Genomic DNA, 18,942 nt, shown 5'->3' with positions numbered 1-18,942 from the left:
GATGAGTGTACCCGCTTGGGGATCCCATTCGGGACATATATCTATAGCTATGCAACCAGCATGGCCCAGGCAGAGTCCGAGGCCCAGCATGTATTACGTTGCGTAAAAGGCTACAAGCTGTCTTACCCGATCTACCTGGATCTGGAGCACGCCGGGACAGAGGCCGGAGCTGTGGAACGTGCAAAGAGGTTCGGTGACATTATAGAGGCTGCCGGCTACTGGTGCGGAATCTATGCAAATTTAAGCTGGTGGAATAATTACCTGCCGGGGTTGGATCGATTTACGAAATGGATCGCGCAGTACAACAGCCAGTGCGATTATAACGGTAAAAATAAGGACATGTGGCAGTACAGTAGCACTGGCCGGGTGGCCGGGATCGGCGGCAATGTAGATATGAACGAATGCTATAGGGACCTTCCGGCAGAGATCAAAGGCGGATCCGGCAAGCCCAGCACTCCAAAGCCAACGCCTGCCCCAGCTCCAGCCCCACAGCCGGCCAAAACCCATACCGTCAAGAGTGGCGAGACGCTGTCAGAGATCGCGAACAGATACGGGACAACCTACCAGCATTTAGCCGCCATTAACGGGATCAGCAACCCTAACCTGATCTACGCGGGCCAGGTACTCAAGATCGACGGGACGGCGGCAGCTACCAAGACATATACGGTCAAGGGCGGAGATACGCTCTCCGGCATTGCAGCCAAATACAATACTACTTATCAGAAGTTGGCCCAGATCAACGGGATCAGCAACCCTAACCTGGTCCATCCGGGACAGGTGATCAAATTAGGATAGCATAATAATAGCCCGGGTCCATCAGGATTCCGGGCTGTTCTTTTATGTATCAAAGCATAACGAAATATTGTAATAAGTAATGTCCGTTTATATCTGTTTCATCTCTATCTAAATTTCTCTTACCGAATTGCTTAAAATTATTACTTTCATAAAAGGTTGTTAACTTAGGACAATCTTCACATTCAAGGTATACAAATCGCCCTCCTATATCATGTTGCGCACTTTTTATTTTTTCTATAGCAAGTTGCAATAAATCCGAACCAGAAATAAGTGAATCATTTCCATCTGCATAATTTTTCCCTAATTGTCCAATCAGGGGAGCGGATACAGTGTATTCATTTTTCTTTTCATCAAAAATCCCATGCTCTCTTAACTTTCTGGCTTCTTTACTGTTTACTGCACTTCTTTGGATTGTTATGACCTTGGGGGATATAGTGTAATACCCTACCAGCTCCTTTTCGCTACTATCTTCTGTTGTCCAATAAATTAGATGCGTTTTAGAAAAACCTCTCTTTGAAAACTCTATGGCTTTTGTTTTTAGAAAATGTTCAACGTCTAAATTAAGTGGGCACGAAAAAGAGGAGAGGATACGTTTAGCTTCATCCTCTCCTAATTGATCTACTATGTCGCTTAAATTAAATTCTACAAAATGTGTTGCTGGAGTAATATCTGATAAGTTCACTATTTTCCAAAAAACTCCTTAATTTTATCGCCTGTAATTTCTTTGCATTTTCGTGAAAGCTGTGCAGGTTTATATTTAGTGTTTTCCGCCTCACTTAAAGCGTTTACAAATGTACGGGCGAGTCGTTTGTCTTTGATATTGACATCTTTTAATATGCTTTTTGTAGCCATACTCGTCACCTCCTAAATACTTTATGACACAACTTTTGCAATTCCTCACCACAATTATTACATAAAAAGATATACTCTAATATACTTTAATGTATCTTATAGTTTTCTTTCATGTACCTTTATTATATCCATTTTTTTGGATAAATCAATAGTTTTGATGAAATGTTAACAAATAATTTTCAAATTTTTATACGAAAATATGTTCTGTTTATACAAAGAAAATACAAAGTACTATAAATGTGCAACAGTTCATTGCATATTGCAACTAAATCTAGATTCAGATTATGTCTATATACATAGCGTTTGTAAGAATTAAAATTGAGAGTCCATTTAGTGAGAAACAAATAACGTATTGCCCGGAACCATCAGGCCCCGGGCAAGAATGTAGTGGGAAAGGAACTAATTTTGAGGAGTAGTTCCAATCTCATAATCATTCTAACATATCGACGATTAATCAGCAACAAAATGTGTCTTTTGTCCACTAATACCCTTGTTTTCTAGCCAATTTTCCAATTTGACTAAAAAAAATTTCACAAAGTGCTTCAACGCCTTTAAATATAAGGAGTTGAAGACACCTATTCTGACTAAAACTTGACTAAAACTTTTCGGAATTTCTGGGTATATTTAAGGAATTTTGAGGATTTCTCGAAAACATGTTCGATTCAAAAAAACCGCTAAAAAAAGCCGCAACCCCTTGAAAACCCCGGGTTTGCGGCCTTTTTTACGAAAGCTGGAAATCGGACTTGAACCGACGACCCCTTCATTACGAGTGAAGTGCTCTACCTACTGAGCTATTCCAGCCTGTGGCTCGTCAGACGAACCTTGATTATTATATCTCTTTTTTCTATGAATTTCAACTGTTTTTTTTAAAACGTCTATTATTTTAAAATCATTTGACAAATTTTTCTTTTATGCTAATATAGTTCATTGAAGAACAGTTCTTGAGTGAACTATGTTTTGCGTGAGCGGGTCAGTTAAACTAATCAATCAGGAGGCAGAATGATGATTTCTACAAGTGAATTTTTATCTATTACGAATCAATTCAATAAGCTGTACAGCGGAAGCATTAATGCGGTTGCGGCCGGGTACGGCATGAGTAAAGTGGAAGTGGATGTACTTTTATTTCTTCATAATAATCCTCAGTACGATACAGCCAGAGATATCGTGGAGTACCGCCATATAGCCAAATCTTATGTATCTAAGGCAGTTGAACTGCTGGTAAAGAGAGGGGCGCTTTCAATCAGGGAAGACGATAAAGACAGAAGAATCAGCCATCTGCAGGTTACAAAAGAAGCAGCCGGGCCGCTTGAAAAAGCGCTGGAGGCACAGGCCGCGGTTATGGAGCGGGTTTTCAGGGGGATTACGAGTGAAGAAAAACAGATGTTTGCTAAAATTCTCTATCGTATATCAGGTAATCTGGACACAATGAAACGAGGTGAGGAATGATGATAGTGAAGATACTTGTCTGTCTGGCCGCTGGAATGGGGGCCGGGATCGGAACGGGACTGGCGGGACTTTCTGCGGCGGCAGTGATCTCCCCCATGCTGATTACTTTTCTGGGATTTGATGCATATGAAGCGGTGGGAATATCACTGGCATCTGATGTGCTTGCATCGGCAGTCTCTGCTTATACATATGGAAAACATAAAAACTTGGATATCAAAAACGGGATCGTGATGCTCCTTACCGTCCTGGTATTCACCCTGTTCGGCAGTTATATCGCTTCTTTGGTTCCGAATACGACAATGGGAAGCTTTTCTGTCTTTATGACACTGCTTCTGGGTATTAAGTTTATCGTAAAACCGGTGATGACGACAAAAGAAAAGCAGGCGGAAAAAAGCGTCAGGACAAAAATTATCCAATCAATTCTGTGCGGAATCGTGATCGGATTTATCTGCGGATTTATTGGTGCAGGCGGAGGCATGATGATGCTTCTGATGCTGACAAGTATTCTGGGATATGAATTAAAGACAGCCGTGGGGACGAGTGTTTTCATCATGGCATTTACGGCTTTTACAGGTGCCGTATCCCATTTTTCAATCAGCGGCGGGCTGCCGGATATACCTGCCCTTGTGTTATGTATTCTGTTTACTTTGATTGGCGCGAGATTAGCGGCTAAATTTGCGAATAAAGCCCCGGCGAAGACTCTGAACCGGGCTACAGGGATTGTTCTGTCTGTGCTGGGGATTGCGATGATTGCAGTGAAAATTTTCTAAAAGAGCCGCCAGAGTGCGGCATCCGGACGGGAAAGCCGGCACTTCGGGAGCGGAACAGGAGGGAACGGGAGATGTGCGTGAATTGACGATTCGTTTGTGGGGGTTTAGTTGTCGTGCCCTATGTAAATTTCACATAGGGCAGTTCCTTTTTATTTGTAGCTGTGGTTTGACAGTGCTTCTATAAGGCGGAAGACCTGCTCTGTGCTGTCTGTAAGGTTTTGAGCAGCATTTTCCGGGATGAGGGCCTCTTCCAGGGTGGTAATTCCACGCACTATGGGGAAGTAGGCGTCTATTCCGGCGCTGTTGCAGGCACGTGCATCCGGGGTGACGCTTCCGGCGAATGCCAGAACTTTGGCGCCGTATTTTTTGGCGAGGGCGGCCACTCCGGCGGGGGCTTTACCCATGGCAGTCTGGTTGTCAAGACGGCCTTCTCCTGTGATTACGATGTCTGCGGTTTTCATTTCTTCTTCCAGGCGGACTGCATTCAGGATCAGGTCAATGCCGGGGGTAAGACGGGCGTTCAGGTAACTGAGGAGGGCAAAACCGAGGCCTCCGGCTGCACCGGCTCCGGGAGCGGCGGCGTGGCTGACGCCAAAGTTGTCAGCGGTGATTTGGGCAAAATGGTCCATGGCGGCGTCCAGTAAGGGCTTCATCTCTTCGGTAACCCCTTTTTGCGGGCCGTATATGTATGTGGCGCCGTTGCTGCCGCAAAGGGGATTGGTTACGTCGCAGGCGGCCTGAAAAGTACATTCGGACAGCCATGGTAAGACGTGATCGCTGCAGATGCTGGTAATTCCGGCGAGGGCCTGGGCGCCTTGGCCTGCACCAAGTCCGTTCTCATCCAGAAATTCATATCCAAGTGCCTGGAGCATGCCGATTCCGCCATCGTTGGTTGCACTTCCGCCGATTCCGATGATAAAATTGCGGCATCCTTTTTCTGCCGCATCTTTGATCAGTTCTCCTACACCGTAGGTGGTGGCGGCCATTGGATTTCGTTTGTCTCTTGGAATCAGGGTGATCCCGGCGGCAGAGGCCATTTCGATAATGGCGGTGTGGGTTTCTTTCAGATATCCGTAACAGGCGCATACCGGTTCGCCCAGAGGGCCTGTTACGGTGAGTTCTATGCGCTCCCCGCCCAGCCCTTCTATGAGGGCATCGGTTGTGCCTTCGCCTCCGTCCGCCAGCGGTCTGACAATCACATTTGCTAGAGGATTGGCTTTTTGAATACCTTCCCGGATCGCACGTCCGGCTTCCATAGAACTTAAACTGCCTTTAAAAGAATCAACAGCAACTACTATCTTCATAATAAAACCTCCGTATTTGAAATATAATTTTTATTGATTGATTAGACGAATAGTTACGCAGCAGAATGCCATTTTGCCGCAAAGCAGAGACATACGGAATATACCCATTTTGTTCATAGTGGACTATAGCTTTTTAGCCATAAACAGGCATGGGTTTTCTTCATCCCAATGAAGTGGAAAAATCTCTAATGGCACGAAACCCATCTTGTGGTAAAATCTCCTGGTTCTCTCATAGGGTTCATATTGAACGGTATCGGCTAATGTTTTAACGGTTAAAAATTCGAAATTGTTGGAACAACAATATTCTTCCACAGCCGATATAAGTCTTGTGCCTAAACCGCCACGCTGATACCTGTTGATAACACCCATGACGCATACCTCGGCCGTATATGTATTATGAATTTTTATCGCAACAAATCCAACAGGAGTCTGCTCATCAAATACTGCATAAAAAGGCATCGTCTTGACTTTACTAACATAATCAACAATAGATGCCTCAACTCCAAACCAATCGGGTAACTCACGCAAAATAATATTGCATATATCGGACTTAACTTTTTGATCAAAAACTTCTTGTATTTGCATCTCTTACACCTCACAAAATATAAAATTTTTTCTATGTTACATTTGAGTTTGTTTGAAAAGAACGTAGTATAATCTCCTGCTTGTTTTCCATATCATTCAAGGTGTGCTTATGGACATCCAATTAAAAAACAAATAGGGTTTTATATTAAAATCATAACCTACAAATCAAGGAAAGAACTGTGTTTATGCGGGGTTATATCATTTCACATCGAATCGCTTACTATTGCCATTTACTATTCTTTAGTACAGACACAGAGACAATGATGTCCTGCATGTATTTAGTATATCAAAATTTCAGCGCACAGCCATGTTGCAGATACTAAAAATAGAAGAAAAATCTGTTAATGTTTGTTATTAGTAACAAAGCGTGTTTGAAAATCATCCCCGCATACAGTGGTATAAATAAACAAGGAACTTTATGAATGCTGCTTGCAGAGTAAAGCAAACTGCAGCATGAAAGCATCATGGAATACCCGCGGATTGAGTCCGGTTCTTTCAGTGATCTTGTCCAATTGGTACTGCAGAGTATTCTTGTGGATAAAGAGTTCCTCGGAAGCAGTTTTTAAAGAAAGGCTGCAGTTGAAGTACGTTTTCAAGATATGCAGCTCCCTGGGGTTCAGCTGCTTTAGGACATGATCCGCATAAAGCCTCTGTATGCTGCCTGGCAGGCTTTCCATGACAAACTCAATGGAAATGTCTTCTATATCACAGAATACGGCATTCCGCTGCCGTGCATGTTCGCGGGCGATCTGGGCACTGTGATAGGACTGGTTCAGTTGATAGAGTGTACAAAACGGCCCCATGCCGGAATGAACACGTTCCTGAAACCTGCTGCTGAATTCAGACGGAGAAAAACGGCCATAGGTTTCCCTGTCAAATATGACGACCCACTCATTGGGATAAAGATAAAGGGAGAGCCGGCATCCCAGAGCGGCAAAATAAAAACGCAGTGCAGGCTCCAGGGTGGTGTCCGGCATTTTTATAGAAAGCACGGCATATTCCCGGGCGGGATCGAGCGCGTATTTATCCAGAAGCAATTCCAGCTGCTTCTGATTCTGAATGTTGTCATAAATAAGTGATGTCACCAGATAATGCAGGGATCGGTTTTCAGAGAGCATTTCTTCATTCAGCTGCTGCTCCTTGAGAAAAACTTCTGTGATTTTAGTAATGAGGAAGCCGAACTGCCTGAGTTCATCCGGATTTCCGGTGATTCCGATTGCAGCGACTGGATGCCCTTCCAGAAAAATGGGGTAGTTGATTCCATTCTGTGTACCTTTAAAACGATGTCCGCTGTCTACATATACGGGGGCGCCGGTTTTCACAGCTTCACTGCCGGCCTCATGGAAAGTACCGATTCGCTGAGGATTCGTACTGCCGATGATGATGCCGGAGGCATTGATCAAGTTGATGTCATTTTTGACCACCTCGTAGACTGCATTGACAATCTGTGAGGCGAGCTGCCTGGAAAGTTCCATAGAGAGTCCTCCTGTCTGGTTGATATGTATATTGTAATATACTTTTGGTATCAATGCCAGGAAATGTTTTCCTATGGCAGACAAAATGAGCAAATTAAAAAACCACCGCTGACCGGCTGTGCCAGCCGGTTGGCGGATGGTTTATATTTTATATGAGGTGATTTAGTTTACTTCCGTGTACGCATTATCACCAAGCCAAGCCTGAAGAGAGGAAATGTCATATACGGGTGGATTAGCAGCCCCCCAATTTCCTATACTTATATTTTTAACATCTGGTGCTTTATATACTTTTCCATCCACATAGATCAAATTAGCATACCATGAGCCCCAACTAGTGGAAGAAGTATTGGCGAAGAGAATAACGGGAGGACTGTCCTGTTTGATGCTGCCTAAATAATAAGGGTGCCAATACAAATCCTTGTTTTCAAAAGGTGTTCCCTTTTTCTGAGAATCTGTTACCGATAAGAGCCCTCCGTTATTTACTGCATTTTCTATAAGTTTATTGCGGTCCAGAGAAGTTAGTTTAGGATCCTTTTTTTGTTCTGTAATAAAGTCGCTCGCCTGTTTTACAAAATTATTCATCCTCGTAAGGGTAGCAGTTCCCTCTACGTCTATGTAAATCCGGGGATCATGTTTGATATCATAAATCACATGAAGATTGTTTTCCGATAAATATCCGAAGGATAAGATCTCCGCATCATCGTCTTCAAACTGTATAGTAGTCTCAAATGATCCGCCTGCGTTCGCCTGTTTCAAGATTACAGGCCTGCTGTCGTTCAGGATCTGCGAGGTAAGGGTTCCTTCGGCAGCAAGATCAACGGCAGTCCTGGCAGCAGCCTGAAGTACTTCGCTGCACTCATTAATAGCAGCAGCATTTTTGGCTTTAGACACATATCTTAAGAGTGAAGGGACAAGGACGGCCGCTAATACTAAAATGATAACAATCACAACAATTAATTCGACTAATGTGAACCCACCGTTTTTCCGCTTCATAAAATACCTCCACAGATATTCTCTTTTGTAAAATGTGGGTTCAGTATAGCATTTTCAACGGAAGATTTCAATGTGATTTAGCGTTACTATTTACGGGACCGTGCACCACGATGCACGACATCTGCGCCAATAAAGTGATGGGGCCGGGCATCTGGCTCCTAGCCACAGGCGGCTTTAAATGAGCCGGATGCCGTTATTATGTACGGCCCATAGGCCATGAATAGTAACGAGTTGGCAGTGTGATGCAAGAAATAATAATTTATCTATTGTGACAGGTTTTCTAATATACTATAATAAAACAATGAGTCTTTGCAGTAACAGTTCAGGCAGGCCTGAACTGTTACGCAGTGTGAAGTTAAATCATGAATCAGCAGAAGCAAGATAACAAAATACAAACTAAGATCCGGAAAAAAGTTGAAATCATTTTCCGGCAAAATGAAGACGAGGGTGATGGAATGAAGAAGATAGGGTTTATTGGAATAGGAATCATGGGGAAATCTATGGCGCGAAATCTGATGAAAGCGGGCTATGAACTGCATGTCTTTGCACGGGACAAAGCGAAGGCAGAAGATTTAATTGCAGAGGGGGCGCTTTTCCATGACACGATCAAGAGCTGTGTGGCGGGATGTGAGGCCGTTATTACAATTGTGGGATTCCCAAAGGATGTGGAAGAGGTATATTTTGACGCAGGCAATATTTTGGACAGTGCAGACGCAGGCGCATATTTGATCGATATGACAACGACCAGCCCGCAGATCGCGGAGAAAATATATACAGAAGGTACAAAGAAAGGCTTCCATGTAATGGATGCCCCTGTAACCGGCGGTGATACCGGAGCAAAAGAGGGAACCCTCTCTATCCTTGCCGGCGGGGACCGGACGGACTACGAAGCGTGTCTTCCGCTGTTTGAAGCTATGGGGACAAATATCAATTATCAGGGAAAGGCCGGTTGCGGACAGCACTGCAAGCTTGCAAATCAGATTATGATTGCCGGGGCGCTGTCGGGAGTCTGTGAGGCGCTTGCCTACGCCAGGGCAAAAGGGCTGAACCTGGAAACTGTTTTAAAATCAGTATCCACAGGCGCGGCAGGCAGCAGACAGCTGGATACATTCGGGCCCAAGATTCTGGCTGACGATTATGCGCCCGGATTTTTTATGAAGCATTTTATAAAGGATATGAAACTGGCTTTAATTGAGGCAAATATGAGTGAGCTGGATCTGGGGATGCTCAGCCAGGTGCTTGCTAACTGTGAAGAACTGGAAGCGGAAGGATATGGGGAGCTGGGAACACAGGCGCTGATGAAGTACTATGAATAGGCGGCAGGCCGCCTAAAAGGGGCGAGGGAAATGTACATTAGAAAAGGGTGCAGGCTATGAAATTGACGATATTAGGTACGGGGAATGCAACGGTGACAGACTGCTATAATACGTGCTTTGCTTTGACGGAGGAAAACAGGCATTTTCTGGTAGATGCAGGGGGCGGCAATCAGATCCTCCGGATTCTGAAGGAGACGAATATACCGTTGGAAGAAATTCACGATATATTTATTACGCATGAGCACATAGATCATCTGCTGGGGTTGTTCTGGCTGATAAGAATGATCGGGCAGAACATGAATCAGGGAAAATATGAGGGAAAGGTCAGGATTTACTGCCACAGCGGTCTGATCCCGACGATCACAACGATAGCGGAACTGACGATCATGAAAAAGGTGACGAAACACCTTGGAGGACGTATTCAGCTGATTCCGCTTGAAAGCGGGGATACGAAACAGATACTGGGCTGCGAAGTTACCTTTTTTGATATAGGATCAACAAAGGCCCGGCAGTTTGGATTTACTTTGAAAACCGCGGACGGGAAAAAGCTGTCCTGCTGCGGGGATGAACCATATAATCCGTGTGAAGAGGAGTATGTCAGAGACAGCGACTGGCTGATGCATGAAGCATTCTGCCTATACCGGGAAGCAGATAAATTTAAGCCATACGAAAAACATCATAGTACGGTAAAAGAGGCATGTCTGCTGGCAGAGCAGCTGAGAGTCCCAAATCTGATACTTTATCATACAGAAGAAACGCATTTGGAGGAACGGAAAGAACTATATACCGAAGAAGGAAGAAAATATTACAGCGGAAATCTGTATGTACCGGATGACCAGGAAGTCTTCCGGATCTAGCAGATTTTGTGCTGTAAAAGTGAAATAAACGGGCGTACTTGCTCAGAATATATATTTTGAGATGAAAAGAACAAAGAAAGCACAAATAATAGCTTCAAATCTCATGAAAATTAAAAAGTAATCAGGCAAATGCGCCACAGCTTATTGACAAAAACTGACAAACAGAGGTAAAATCAAACCAGTATCAGATACGCATGTCATGATGCATGATATGCGGTCTTTCCGGGAGTCATATTATTGATTCTATTCGGTGCAAAGGGAGGACGACTAACATTATCCAGGAGGAAAAATTTATGTTTAAAAAATTAAGACAGAAGGCTAAAAATAAGAAAGGGTTTACGCTGGTTGAACTGATTGTTGTAATTGTAATTATTCTGGTTCTTGCGGCGGTATTGGTCCCAAGTTTATTGAGATATGTAGATAAAGCCAATAAAGCTAATTGTAAAGCTGATGCAGCAACTATCTTATCTCAGTTGCAGGCAGACTATGCAGCCAGCCAGGCGAATGAGCAGACAGGTGTGTCTGCATTAGGTGATGATTATAAAGTAAATGGTGTTGAAGTTTTGAATAGAGCGGCAACTGTTGCAGCACCTGCTAACAAAGCTGTATATACTGTGACGGCAGTTGCTGATTCAAGCGCTGGTGCCCAGACTTATAACGAAATTACTCGGTTTGCATATAACAACGGTAAGTATACTGCAACTTGGAATATGAATGGTGGAACTGGAGTTACTGCAGGCTGGACAGTAACAAAGAACTAATTCTTGAATTTAGTTCCAGAGAGGAGGTTCATAATTACATATGCCCAAGCAAAATTATGAATCCCTCATCTACAAAAACAAGTTCCTAAGAGCATGTAAAACGGCTCTCATAGTCCTGCTGATCTCCGCAGTGGTTCTTGCACCGACCCTGTGGATATGGGACCAGTCAGTTCAGGAACGGCAGGCTCTGCGTGAAGCGAAGAATGTTGTTCTTAACATGAATCTCCTCAGCCTGGAGTATTATGGCTCCCCCACCTCCATAATGGACAGAACCCGTTCAAGCGGGATCGTGAAGTCTGCGGAGGAGGAGATCGTCAGTTATTCGGGTGCGGAGGGAGAGATCCATTTAGTTTCATGGAATACCAGAAAGAACTGCGTAGATACCATGAGTTATCGGAAGGGAAGATTTTTGGTGCAGTATCAGTATGATTCAACTGATGATACTGATACATGGGAAGTCTACTGGAAGATTCATCAATATGCTGATTAGATGAGGAGTGGGAATTTATTCGGTTGAAACCGGGTGAATTCCCCTTTTTATGAAAGGGAAAAAGTGGAAACGAAGTAGCAATTCAGGCAGGCCTGAACTGTTACGAAAAAACACTGTTTTCTTTTCATAAGAAGTAATTGATTTAAGCAATTCAATGTGCAATCACCGAGCGTGGTTTGAAACAAAATTCGGAGAATAAGTATGGGTTTAATTATATGTGAAGCGCTGTTGTGTATCCTTTTGTTTTTTGCCGGCGCCTGTGTGTTTTCTTTTTTAAACGTGATTGTCTATCGTGTCCCCAAGAAAATGTCCTTTATCCGGGGGCGTTCCGTCTGTCCGGCCTGCCACCATGAACTGGGGGCGGCGGATTTAATCCCCATTTTCAGCTATCTATTCCTGCGGGGGAAGTGCCGTTACTGCGGCGGGAAAATTGGAGCCAGGGATACGCTTGCCGAGGCAGCAGGCGGTGCGGCTGCACTGTTTTGCGCCATATACTATGGATATGACGGCGGGGATTATGCGAAAGCTGTGCTTGTCTTCGCATTCGCAGGGGTTCTGACCGTTGTGGCACTGATGGATCTAGACACCATGGAGATTGCGGACGGCTGCTCCATAGCCATTGTGGTTCTGGCTGCAGCGGGGCTGTTTTTTATGAAAGAGGTTACGATCGGGCAGAGGCTGATCGGAATGGTTTGCATCAGCGTGCCTATGCTGCTTCTTGCGATCGCAGTCCCTGGAGCATTTGGAGGCGGCGATATCAAGCTGATGGCAGCAGGCGGGCTGTTCCTTGGATGGCGGACGGTTCTGGCGTCCGCGATTATCGGTATCCTTTTGGGAGGCGGATATGGAATCTATCTGCTGGCGTCGGGAAAGAAGGGGCGCAAGGAACAGTTTGCATTCGGGCCGTTTCTGTGTGCGGGCATGATACTGGGCCTGCTCTTCGGGAACCAGATGATTGACTGGTATCTGGGGATTCTGATATAATAAAGTATTACCTAAAATTAGGGGATCAGGGAGGGACGTCTGATGGCACAATACAAGTATAAGGCTCAGACGATAGACGGAAAAAAGATATCGGGCGCCATGAATGCGGGAAGCGAGGCGGAGCTGCAGCTCAGGCTGCACGAGCAGGACGCTTTTCTGCTTTCAGCAAAGGAAGTGCGGTCCGGAAAGAACCGGAAGCAGTTTAAGGCAAAGGTGCTGGCGGATTTTTCCAGGCAGCTGTCCACGCTGGTCGGTGCGGGCGTTACTTTGGTGCGGGCGCTCAATATCATTGCAAACGGGGAGTCCATTAAGCCAAATGAACGGCAGGTGTATGAAGACATGATTCGCCAGATCCGGCAGGGAATATCCCTTTCGGAGGCGATGGAGTCACAGAACGGGGCATTTCCTCCCCTTATGATTTATATGTACCGCTCTGCGGAGAGCAGCGGCAATCTGGAACTGGTTTCCATGCAGATGGCTCTGATGTTCGAGAAAGAGCACCGTCTGAACGGAAAGATATCCAGCTCCCTTGTGTATCCTAAGATACTGGGTGTTATGATCATCGCGGTTATCATGGTGCTCACAAAGTTTGTTATGCCGCAGCTTCAGGAGCTGTTTGACACCATGGATACTCTGCCGCTGCCGACACGTATTCTAAATGGGATCAGCGATTTCATGCAGAGCTACTGGTATCTTGCCATAGCGGCGCTGTTGGGGCTGTGGGTCGGATGGAAGGCGCTGCTGAGGATTCCCGGTTTCCGAAGGAGATGGCACAGGGTGCGTCTGCATATGCCGGTATTCGGCAAGCTGCAGAAGGTGATCTGTACCGCGCGTTTTGCAAGGACATTAAGCTCCCTTTATTCGGCGGGAATTCCGATCGTACCCGCACTGCAGATTGCAAGAAATACGGTGGGCAACGATTACATAGATTTACAGTTTGACGAAGTGATTCCCTATGTCCGGGCCGGCAACAACCTGAGCGATGGCCTGGATATGGTGGACGGGTTTGTAAAGAAGCTGTCTGATACAATCCGGGTAGGGGAAGAAACCGGAAGTCTTGACTCCATGCTGCTGGCAACGGCGGATGCCATGGAATTTGACGCGGACATTGCGATCAATAAGATGGTGTCGTATGTTGAGCCAATCATGCTGATCATCATGGGGATTGTGGTGGCATTTGTTATGGTGGCTGTGTTCAGCGCACTGTACGGTTCTTACGACAGCATAGCAGGCATGGAATAGGAGGCAGAAGGATATGGTAGTTGTATATTTGTCAAACCGGTATATCCGCGTTGTGGACGGGGAGGTATCCGGGGGAAGCATACACGCAAAATCTCTTTATTATACAGTGGATACCAGAGGATGTATCCTGAACGGAACTATTACGGATGAGGACGGGTTCCGTGAAATGATCCGTAATCTTTGGGAGACCAATCATATACCCAGAAAAAATGTATATCTGGTGATCGACAGCAGCCAGTTTACTACGAAAGTGGTGGACGTGCCGGCTCTCAAGCCAAAACAGATGATGGAATATATCAGCCGTGAATTCACGGATGTGGAGCGAATCTCCAATCCGGTTTACGGCTATTTCCCGTTATCCAGGGGGGAGAGGAAGAAGGAAAAGCTTAAACGGGTCTTTGCATCCGTAGCGCCTAGAGAACTTGTACGCGGATATGTGGAATGCTTTGCCGGCCTGGATATTGCAATCAGCGGTGTGGAGAGCGCAGTGGGCGTGACCATGAGGCTGGCTGAAAAGCTTTCGCAGCTAAGTGACGCAACCTGCATCGTACAGTTTGCGGACGACATGTCGCTGATCAATCTTCTTCTGGTGAACGGTGAATATAAATATTCCAGCAGAAACAGGATGTTTTCCGAGTCCGGAACCCCGGAGTTTGCTGCGGAGACGGCGCGTACGGTCAGCACGCTTCTACAGTTTGCCAAGGCACAGGATCTGGCACAGAAGATTCCGCAGGTGTACATAGCCGGATTGTCGGAAGACGAACTGCAGATTTATCAGGACAGTATCTATCAGATTGATGCGGAGATGGAAGCGGATGCATTACAGCTGGAGCCGGTGGTGAAGCTTGGAAAAGCTGCCGGAGGCAGTCAGGAACTGACACATTTTGCTCTGACTGTGGGAGGGCTGTTGAAGACAGATCCCAGGACCTCCATTATGTCCCGGGTTGTGAAGGATCCGGAGAAAGAAGCCGGGAAGAGAAAGCGCAGAAAGATGCTGGTTCCGGTGTTTGTTCTGGCTGCGGTCATGTTCCTGCTTGCCGGGATTCTGGGCGGCCGGGCCATGTATTATAATGTGCAGCTGAAAGAATTGGAAGCGTACAACCAGAGAACGGATGTTGTGGCGGCATGTGAGGAGTATGACAGGCTGAATGAAGAACTGCAGGCGGCTTCCTCGCTGGGAAACAGCATGGTGAGCCTTAAGAGCAGCGTGCTGGCCTATCCGAGAGTGGACAGCGCAACCGAAGAGGTTGTAGCCTCCTGTGCATCAGGGCTGGTTACGGCGGAGATCAGCAGTTATGATGCGGAGAACGGCCTGCTGAGCTTTGACGCAAAGGCGGGGAATGTAGATCAGATCAACCGCTTTATCGGTCTGTTAAACAAACAGGAGATATTTGCCGCGGTAGATTACACAGGATATTCCCAGGGAACAGATGACCAGTGGAGTGTAAAGGTGAACTGTATTATGGCGGCAAGACAGGAGGAAAGTGATGACACTGAAGCTGACAGAGAGGGATAAAAAGTTATTGGTGATACTGGCAGTGTTCGTCCTGATCGTCGGCGTTGGGGTCGGTGTGCTGATGCCGCTGCTGGATAAGGGGCAGGAGCTTCAGGAAAAAGCAGCAGATGCCAGAATCGAACAGCAGGAACGGGAACAGAAGGTCGTTTCCCTTCCGGTTCTCAGAGACAGGGAATCAACGGTGCTGAGTAATATCGAAGAGATGAGGAAAGACTTTTATCCTGTCATGAAAAGCATGGAGATTGATAAGATGCTCACAGAACTGGCCCTGTCGAAGGGGATGATCGTGAAAGATATGGACATTAAAATGCCTGCGTCGGGCGAATTCAGTACGATGAAGGATTATTCGGCATTTACCGATGCAGGTGAGCCGGAAACAGCTGATGCCGGGGTTACATACAATGGAATCTATACAGCCGTGGTATCTATGACACTGCAGGGAAGCAGGGGGGAGATCCAGTCGATGATGGATGACTGCGCGGCAAATGAGCCGGGAATAAGAATTACCGATTTTATGTGGCAGACATTAAAAGAGTCCGAGACCAGAACCCTTGGCATGACTCTGGAAATATATATGTGCAGGGATACCGAACAGTACATTATGGAACAACAGGCGGCGCAGGCAGCTGCCAATGCGGCGGATCAGGCGGCACAGACAGACGCCGCGGATGAGACAGAGGGAGAATAGAGGCGGTTTTATGGAGACAGCAAGTATTAAGAACCTCAGAATCGGGGATATATTAAAAGAATACAAGTATGTGACGGATGAACAGATCCAGATGGCCATAAACTACCAGAAGGAGCACAAAGGAGTGCGTATCGGCGGCGCTCTCATAGAGCTTGGCTGCATTACGGAAGCACAGATGCTCCAGGCGCTGGGACAGCGCCTGGAGATGCAGGTTGTGGAGATTGCCAATCTGGATGTGGATCCCGAAGTGGTGGAGAAGATTCCCAGGCAGCTGGCGGAAAAGTATGAGATGCTTGCGGTAAACGAAAAGGACGGGCTGCTGAACCTTGTCCTCAATGATCCCATGAATTTCTATGGAATCGAAGATATCCGCCAGATCACGGGTATGCAGCTGAATATCAGCCTGAGTCCGCGTGCGGAGTTACTTCGGGCAATCCATTACTACTACTCGGAAGTCGGGGCCAAGAAGGCGGCCCGGGTCGCAAACGAAAGCATCCGGGAAGAGGAGCGGTTGGAGGAGCTGGAGATCAGCGAAGATGATGACGATGATACGCCGGTCATCAATCTGCTGAACCGTTTGATTAACCGGGCGTACAGCACCAATGCTTCTGATATCCATATTGAACCTTTTGAGGATAAAACTTTGGTTCGCATGAGGATCGACGGCGCTATCGTGGAATACGTTTCTCTGCAGAAAAGCCTGCATGCTTCTTTGGTCGCACGTATTAAGATTCTCGGCGGGATGGACATTGCGGAGCGGAGAATCCCCCAGGACGGACATTTTCGGATCAAGGTGGAGGGACTCTACATCAATATCCGTGTATCCGTGCTGCCCACGGTATTCGGGGAAAAGGCCGTACTGCGCCTGCTGGCAAGTAATTCCCCGATCGATTATCCGGATACGTTTGGTATGGAGGAGAGCGATTATCAGAAGATTCAGAGGATGCTCTGCTCGCCAAATGGTATTATTTATTTTACAGGCCCCACCGGTTCGGGGAAGACAACCACGCTGTACATGATCCTGCAGGACATCGCCAAAAAGGCGGTAAATATCTCAACGATTGAGGATCCGGTAGAAAAGAATCTTCCGAAGGTGACACAAACCCAGGTGAATAACCAGGCAGGGCTTACGTTCGAGTCCGGACTGCGGGCACTGCTCCGTCAGGACCCGGATGTCATCATGGTCGGGGAGACACGTGATGTGGAGACAGCAACGATTTCGGTGCGTGCGGCGATCACCGGGCATCTGGTATTTTCCACGCTGCATACCAATGATGCGTCCTCCTCGATCATCCGTCTTGAGGATATGGGGCTGCAGCCCTATATGATCGCAAACTCTCTGGTGGGGATTATCGCCCAGCGTCTGATGAGAAAGGTATGCCCTGACTGTGCGGAAGAATACGAGGCCTCAGAAGAAGAGCAGGATATGCTTGGTGTCAGCGGCCCCGTGCGTATGAAACGCGCCAAAGGCTGTCCCCTCTGTAACTATACAGGATACCGGGGGCGGACTGCCATCCATGAGATCCTGATGATCGATAAGAATATCCGGAAGCTGATCACGATAGGAGCAACATCGGAAGAGATCGAAGAGTATGCAGCGGAGAATCAGGATATGAGAACACTGAAGTTATGCGGCACACAATTAGTGCTGGAAGGAGTCACTACTATAGAGGAGCTCCGAAAGGTAGCCTATTATTCATAGTATCGTAACAGTTCAGGCAGCCTGAACTGTTACATTAAATCAAATAGTCCGCAGGCGGGACCGTGCGCGGCAATTGACAGGAGGCAGCAGTTATGCAGGATATAAACAGTATTATATTAATGGCAAGAGAGCTGGAGGTGTCGGATGTACATATGTCATCCGGTATGCCTCTGTTGTTTCGGATTCACGGCCGTCTGACACAGGCGCCGGTGCAGCCGACAAAGGAAGAGACGGATGCGATGCTGTATGGGTTGCTGAGCGGGAAACAGAAGGAAGCGCTGAGTGAAGGCTATGATATTGACTTTGCGCTGCAGACCTCCGATGGAAACAGGCAGAGGGTCAATGTATTCCGGCAGCAGGGGGAGGCGGCCGCCACAATACGGCTGCTGAACAGCCATATCCCCACGCTGGAGGAACTTCATATGCCGAAGAAGCTGTATGAACTGGCAGAGGAACCGAGAGGGCTGATTCTGGTAACGGGGCCTACCGGGAGCGGGAAATCTACAACGCTTGCGGCAATGATTGAACACATCAACCAGCTGAAACCGGTTCACATTATTACAATCGAGGATCCGGTGGAATATAAGTATGAAAGCAAGCAGGCCCTGATCCACCAGCGGGAGACCGGGAAGGATGTCATCAGCTTCGCATCGGCTCTCAGAAGTGCATTGCGTGAGGATCCGGATATCATTCTGGTGGGAGAGATGCGTGATTATGAGACCATATCTGCGGCAATGACAGCGGCTGAGACAGGGCATCTGGTTCTGTCAACGCTGCATACGACCGGAGCGGCACAGACCATCGACCGTGTGATCGACGCCTGCCCTAGCGGCAGCCAGAATCAGATTCGGACACAGCTTGCAGGTGTTCTGAAAAGTGTCGTGACCCAGTGCCTGATGCCCACGGCGGATGGCCGGGGGCGGATTGCGGCTACAGAGATGCTGCTGGGAACGGATGCGGTTTGTAATCTGATTCGTGAAAATAAAACACATCAAATGGGCAGTGTTATGCAGGCAGGGAATGCGAGCGGCATGCATACGCTGAACATGGATCTTGTCCGTCTGGTATCACAGGGGAGGATTACCAGGGAAACGGCGTCACAGTATACCAATGACAAAAGGGATCTGGAGCAGTATTGGTAAGCTAAACTGTTTGGGAGCGGTGGA

General features: G+C 46.8%; 19 protein-coding genes and 1 tRNA gene. 13 read left to right on the top strand and 7 right to left on the bottom strand.

Going from position 1 to position 18,942, the window contains the following annotated elements; translation table 11 throughout:
• A partial coding sequence (locus ARB69_RS14950) for a LysM peptidoglycan-binding domain-containing protein (RefSeq protein ID WP_157355650.1) occupies nucleotides 1–795 on the top strand: 795 nt, incomplete at its 5' end.
• A gap of 49 nt (nucleotides 796–844) precedes the next feature.
• On the opposite strand, the gene ARB69_RS14945 is transcribed toward ARB69_RS14950, so the two are convergent.
• The 3 genes from ARB69_RS14945 to ARB69_RS14940 all read right to left on the bottom strand — a co-directional run bounded on the left by ARB69_RS14945 (nucleotide 845) and on the right by ARB69_RS14940 (nucleotide 2,448).
• Complete coding sequence (locus tag ARB69_RS14945; RefSeq protein WP_055153979.1) at nucleotides 845–1,477, bottom strand: hypothetical protein; 633 nt, start codon at nucleotides 1,475–1,477, stop codon at nucleotides 845–847.
• Entirely contained in the window at nucleotides 1,477–1,647 is a 171-nt protein-coding gene (locus ARB69_RS27225; RefSeq protein WP_087148825.1) for a hypothetical protein, read from the bottom strand. The genes ARB69_RS14945 and ARB69_RS27225 overlap by 1 nt, the downstream gene beginning before the upstream one ends.
• 728 nt (nucleotides 1,648–2,375) lie before the next feature.
• Nucleotides 2,376–2,448: transfer RNA gene (locus ARB69_RS14940), tRNA-Thr, on the bottom strand.
• 198 nt (nucleotides 2,449–2,646) lie between these two features.
• On the opposite strand from ARB69_RS14940, the gene ARB69_RS14935 reads away from it, so the two are divergent.
• Together ARB69_RS14935 and ARB69_RS14930 are read left to right on the top strand one after the other, a co-directional pair.
• Complete coding sequence (locus ARB69_RS14935) at nucleotides 2,647–3,093, top strand: MarR family winged helix-turn-helix transcriptional regulator (RefSeq protein WP_082202820.1); 447 nt, start codon at nucleotides 2,647–2,649, stop codon at nucleotides 3,091–3,093.
• On the top strand, nucleotides 3,093–3,863 hold the full coding sequence (locus ARB69_RS14930) for a sulfite exporter TauE/SafE family protein (protein WP_055153977.1): 771 nt from the start codon (nucleotides 3,093–3,095) through the stop codon (nucleotides 3,861–3,863). The genes ARB69_RS14935 and ARB69_RS14930 overlap by 1 nt, the downstream gene beginning before the upstream one ends.
• 149 nt (nucleotides 3,864–4,012) lie before the next feature.
• Here ARB69_RS14930 and ARB69_RS14925 read toward each other — a convergent pair whose 3' ends face one another.
• The 4 genes from ARB69_RS14925 to ARB69_RS14910 all read right to left on the bottom strand — a co-directional run bounded on the left by ARB69_RS14925 (nucleotide 4,013) and on the right by ARB69_RS14910 (nucleotide 8,220).
• Entirely contained in the window at nucleotides 4,013–5,167 is a 1,155-nt protein-coding gene (locus tag ARB69_RS14925) for a glycerate kinase (RefSeq protein WP_055153975.1), read from the bottom strand.
• A gap of 123 nt (nucleotides 5,168–5,290) precedes the next feature.
• Nucleotides 5,291–5,752 (bottom strand): GNAT family N-acetyltransferase, encoded by a 462-nt coding sequence (locus ARB69_RS14920; RefSeq protein ID WP_055153973.1) that lies wholly within the window; start codon nucleotides 5,750–5,752, stop codon nucleotides 5,291–5,293.
• Nucleotides 5,753–6,168: 416 nt separating this feature from the next.
• The gene (locus tag ARB69_RS14915) at nucleotides 6,169–7,227 is read right to left on the bottom strand and encodes a CdaR family transcriptional regulator (protein WP_050639629.1); all 1,059 of its coding nucleotides are present in this window, start codon (nucleotides 7,225–7,227) and stop codon (nucleotides 6,169–6,171) included.
• A gap of 162 nt (nucleotides 7,228–7,389) precedes the next feature.
• Nucleotides 7,390–8,220 (bottom strand): prepilin-type N-terminal cleavage/methylation domain-containing protein, encoded by an 831-nt coding sequence (locus ARB69_RS14910; RefSeq protein WP_050639630.1) that lies wholly within the window; start codon nucleotides 8,218–8,220, stop codon nucleotides 7,390–7,392.
• Nucleotides 8,221–8,675: 455 nt separating this feature from the next.
• Between ARB69_RS14910 and ARB69_RS14905 the strand changes: the two genes are divergently transcribed.
• The 10 genes from ARB69_RS14905 to ARB69_RS14860 all read left to right on the top strand — a co-directional run bounded on the left by ARB69_RS14905 (nucleotide 8,676) and on the right by ARB69_RS14860 (nucleotide 18,918).
• Nucleotides 8,676–9,536: an NAD(P)-dependent oxidoreductase gene (locus ARB69_RS14905; protein WP_055153987.1), complete on the top strand. Its 861-nt coding sequence runs from the start codon at nucleotides 8,676–8,678 to the stop codon at nucleotides 9,534–9,536.
• A gap of 56 nt (nucleotides 9,537–9,592) precedes the next feature.
• Entirely contained in the window at nucleotides 9,593–10,393 is an 801-nt protein-coding gene (locus ARB69_RS14900) for an MBL fold metallo-hydrolase (protein ID WP_050639631.1), read from the top strand.
• 293 nt (nucleotides 10,394–10,686) lie between these two features.
• Entirely contained in the window at nucleotides 10,687–11,154 is a 468-nt protein-coding gene (locus ARB69_RS14895) for a prepilin-type N-terminal cleavage/methylation domain-containing protein (RefSeq protein ID WP_055153971.1), read from the top strand.
• Nucleotides 11,155–11,194: 40 nt separating this feature from the next.
• Nucleotides 11,195–11,644, top strand: a complete 450-nt coding sequence (locus tag ARB69_RS14890; RefSeq protein WP_055153969.1) for a hypothetical protein — start codon at nucleotides 11,195–11,197, stop codon at nucleotides 11,642–11,644.
• 201 nt (nucleotides 11,645–11,845) lie between these two features.
• Nucleotides 11,846–12,628: a prepilin peptidase gene (locus tag ARB69_RS14885; RefSeq protein WP_050639634.1), complete on the top strand. Its 783-nt coding sequence runs from the start codon at nucleotides 11,846–11,848 to the stop codon at nucleotides 12,626–12,628.
• A gap of 42 nt (nucleotides 12,629–12,670) precedes the next feature.
• On the top strand, nucleotides 12,671–13,870 hold the full coding sequence (locus ARB69_RS14880; RefSeq protein WP_050639635.1) for a type II secretion system F family protein: 1,200 nt from the start codon (nucleotides 12,671–12,673) through the stop codon (nucleotides 13,868–13,870).
• Between the two features lie 13 nt (nucleotides 13,871–13,883).
• A complete protein-coding gene (locus tag ARB69_RS14875) occupies nucleotides 13,884–15,386 on the top strand; it encodes a hypothetical protein (RefSeq protein WP_055153967.1) in 1,503 nt (500 codons plus the stop codon).
• Nucleotides 15,358–16,074 (top strand): hypothetical protein, encoded by a 717-nt coding sequence (locus ARB69_RS14870; RefSeq protein WP_055153965.1) that lies wholly within the window; start codon nucleotides 15,358–15,360, stop codon nucleotides 16,072–16,074. The genes ARB69_RS14875 and ARB69_RS14870 overlap by 29 nt, the downstream gene beginning before the upstream one ends.
• Nucleotides 16,075–16,084: 10 nt before the next feature.
• A complete protein-coding gene (locus tag ARB69_RS14865) occupies nucleotides 16,085–17,776 on the top strand; it encodes a GspE/PulE family protein (RefSeq protein WP_207643118.1) in 1,692 nt (563 codons plus the stop codon).
• Nucleotides 17,777–17,868: 92 nt separating this feature from the next.
• Nucleotides 17,869–18,918 (top strand): type IV pilus twitching motility protein PilT, encoded by a 1,050-nt coding sequence (locus ARB69_RS14860; protein WP_050639638.1) that lies wholly within the window; start codon nucleotides 17,869–17,871, stop codon nucleotides 18,916–18,918.
• The last annotated feature ends 24 nt before the right edge of the window (nucleotides 18,919–18,942 follow it).

The organism is Faecalicatena contorta (genome assembly GCF_001404335.1).
Taxonomy (GTDB): domain Bacteria; phylum Bacillota; class Clostridia; order Lachnospirales; family Lachnospiraceae; genus Faecalicatena; species Faecalicatena contortus_B.
The sequence above is the reverse complement of the archived record's forward strand: the minus strand, read 5'-3'. Positions and strand labels throughout refer to the sequence as shown.

Excerpts from the sequence above, each read along its gene's own strand:
- ARB69_RS14900 (WP_050639631.1), top strand. The coding sequence starts at position 9,593 with ATGAAATTGACGATATTAGGTACGGGGAATGCAACGGTGACAGACTGC.
- ARB69_RS14895 (WP_055153971.1), top strand. The coding sequence starts at position 10,687 with ATGTTTAAAAAATTAAGACAGAAGGCTAAAAATAAGAAAGGGTTTACG.
- ARB69_RS14930 (WP_055153977.1), top strand. The coding sequence starts at position 3,093 with ATGATAGTGAAGATACTTGTCTGTCTGGCCGCTGGAATGGGGGCCGGG.
- ARB69_RS14910 (WP_050639630.1), bottom strand. The coding sequence starts at position 8,220 with ATGAAGCGGAAAAACGGTGGGTTCACATTAGTCGAATTAATTGTTGTG.
- ARB69_RS14915 (WP_050639629.1), bottom strand. The coding sequence starts at position 7,227 with ATGGAACTTTCCAGGCAGCTCGCCTCACAGATTGTCAATGCAGTCTAC.
- ARB69_RS14880 (WP_050639635.1), top strand. The coding sequence starts at position 12,671 with ATGGCACAATACAAGTATAAGGCTCAGACGATAGACGGAAAAAAGATA.
- ARB69_RS14920 (WP_055153973.1), bottom strand. The coding sequence starts at position 5,752 with ATGCAAATACAAGAAGTTTTTGATCAAAAAGTTAAGTCCGATATATGC.
- ARB69_RS14885 (WP_050639634.1), top strand. The coding sequence starts at position 11,846 with ATGGGTTTAATTATATGTGAAGCGCTGTTGTGTATCCTTTTGTTTTTT.
- ARB69_RS14860 (WP_050639638.1), top strand. The coding sequence starts at position 17,869 with ATGCAGGATATAAACAGTATTATATTAATGGCAAGAGAGCTGGAGGTG.
- ARB69_RS14925 (WP_055153975.1), bottom strand. The coding sequence starts at position 5,167 with ATGAAGATAGTAGTTGCTGTTGATTCTTTTAAAGGCAGTTTAAGTTCT.
- ARB69_RS14875 (WP_055153967.1), top strand. The coding sequence starts at position 13,884 with ATGGTAGTTGTATATTTGTCAAACCGGTATATCCGCGTTGTGGACGGG.
- ARB69_RS14935 (WP_082202820.1), top strand. The coding sequence starts at position 2,647 with ATGATGATTTCTACAAGTGAATTTTTATCTATTACGAATCAATTCAAT.
- ARB69_RS14905 (WP_055153987.1), top strand. The coding sequence starts at position 8,676 with ATGAAGAAGATAGGGTTTATTGGAATAGGAATCATGGGGAAATCTATG.
- ARB69_RS14870 (WP_055153965.1), top strand. The coding sequence starts at position 15,358 with ATGACACTGAAGCTGACAGAGAGGGATAAAAAGTTATTGGTGATACTG.
- ARB69_RS14865 (WP_207643118.1), top strand. The coding sequence starts at position 16,085 with ATGGAGACAGCAAGTATTAAGAACCTCAGAATCGGGGATATATTAAAA.
- ARB69_RS14890 (WP_055153969.1), top strand. The coding sequence starts at position 11,195 with ATGCCCAAGCAAAATTATGAATCCCTCATCTACAAAAACAAGTTCCTA.
- ARB69_RS27225 (WP_087148825.1), bottom strand. The coding sequence starts at position 1,647 with ATGGCTACAAAAAGCATATTAAAAGATGTCAATATCAAAGACAAACGA.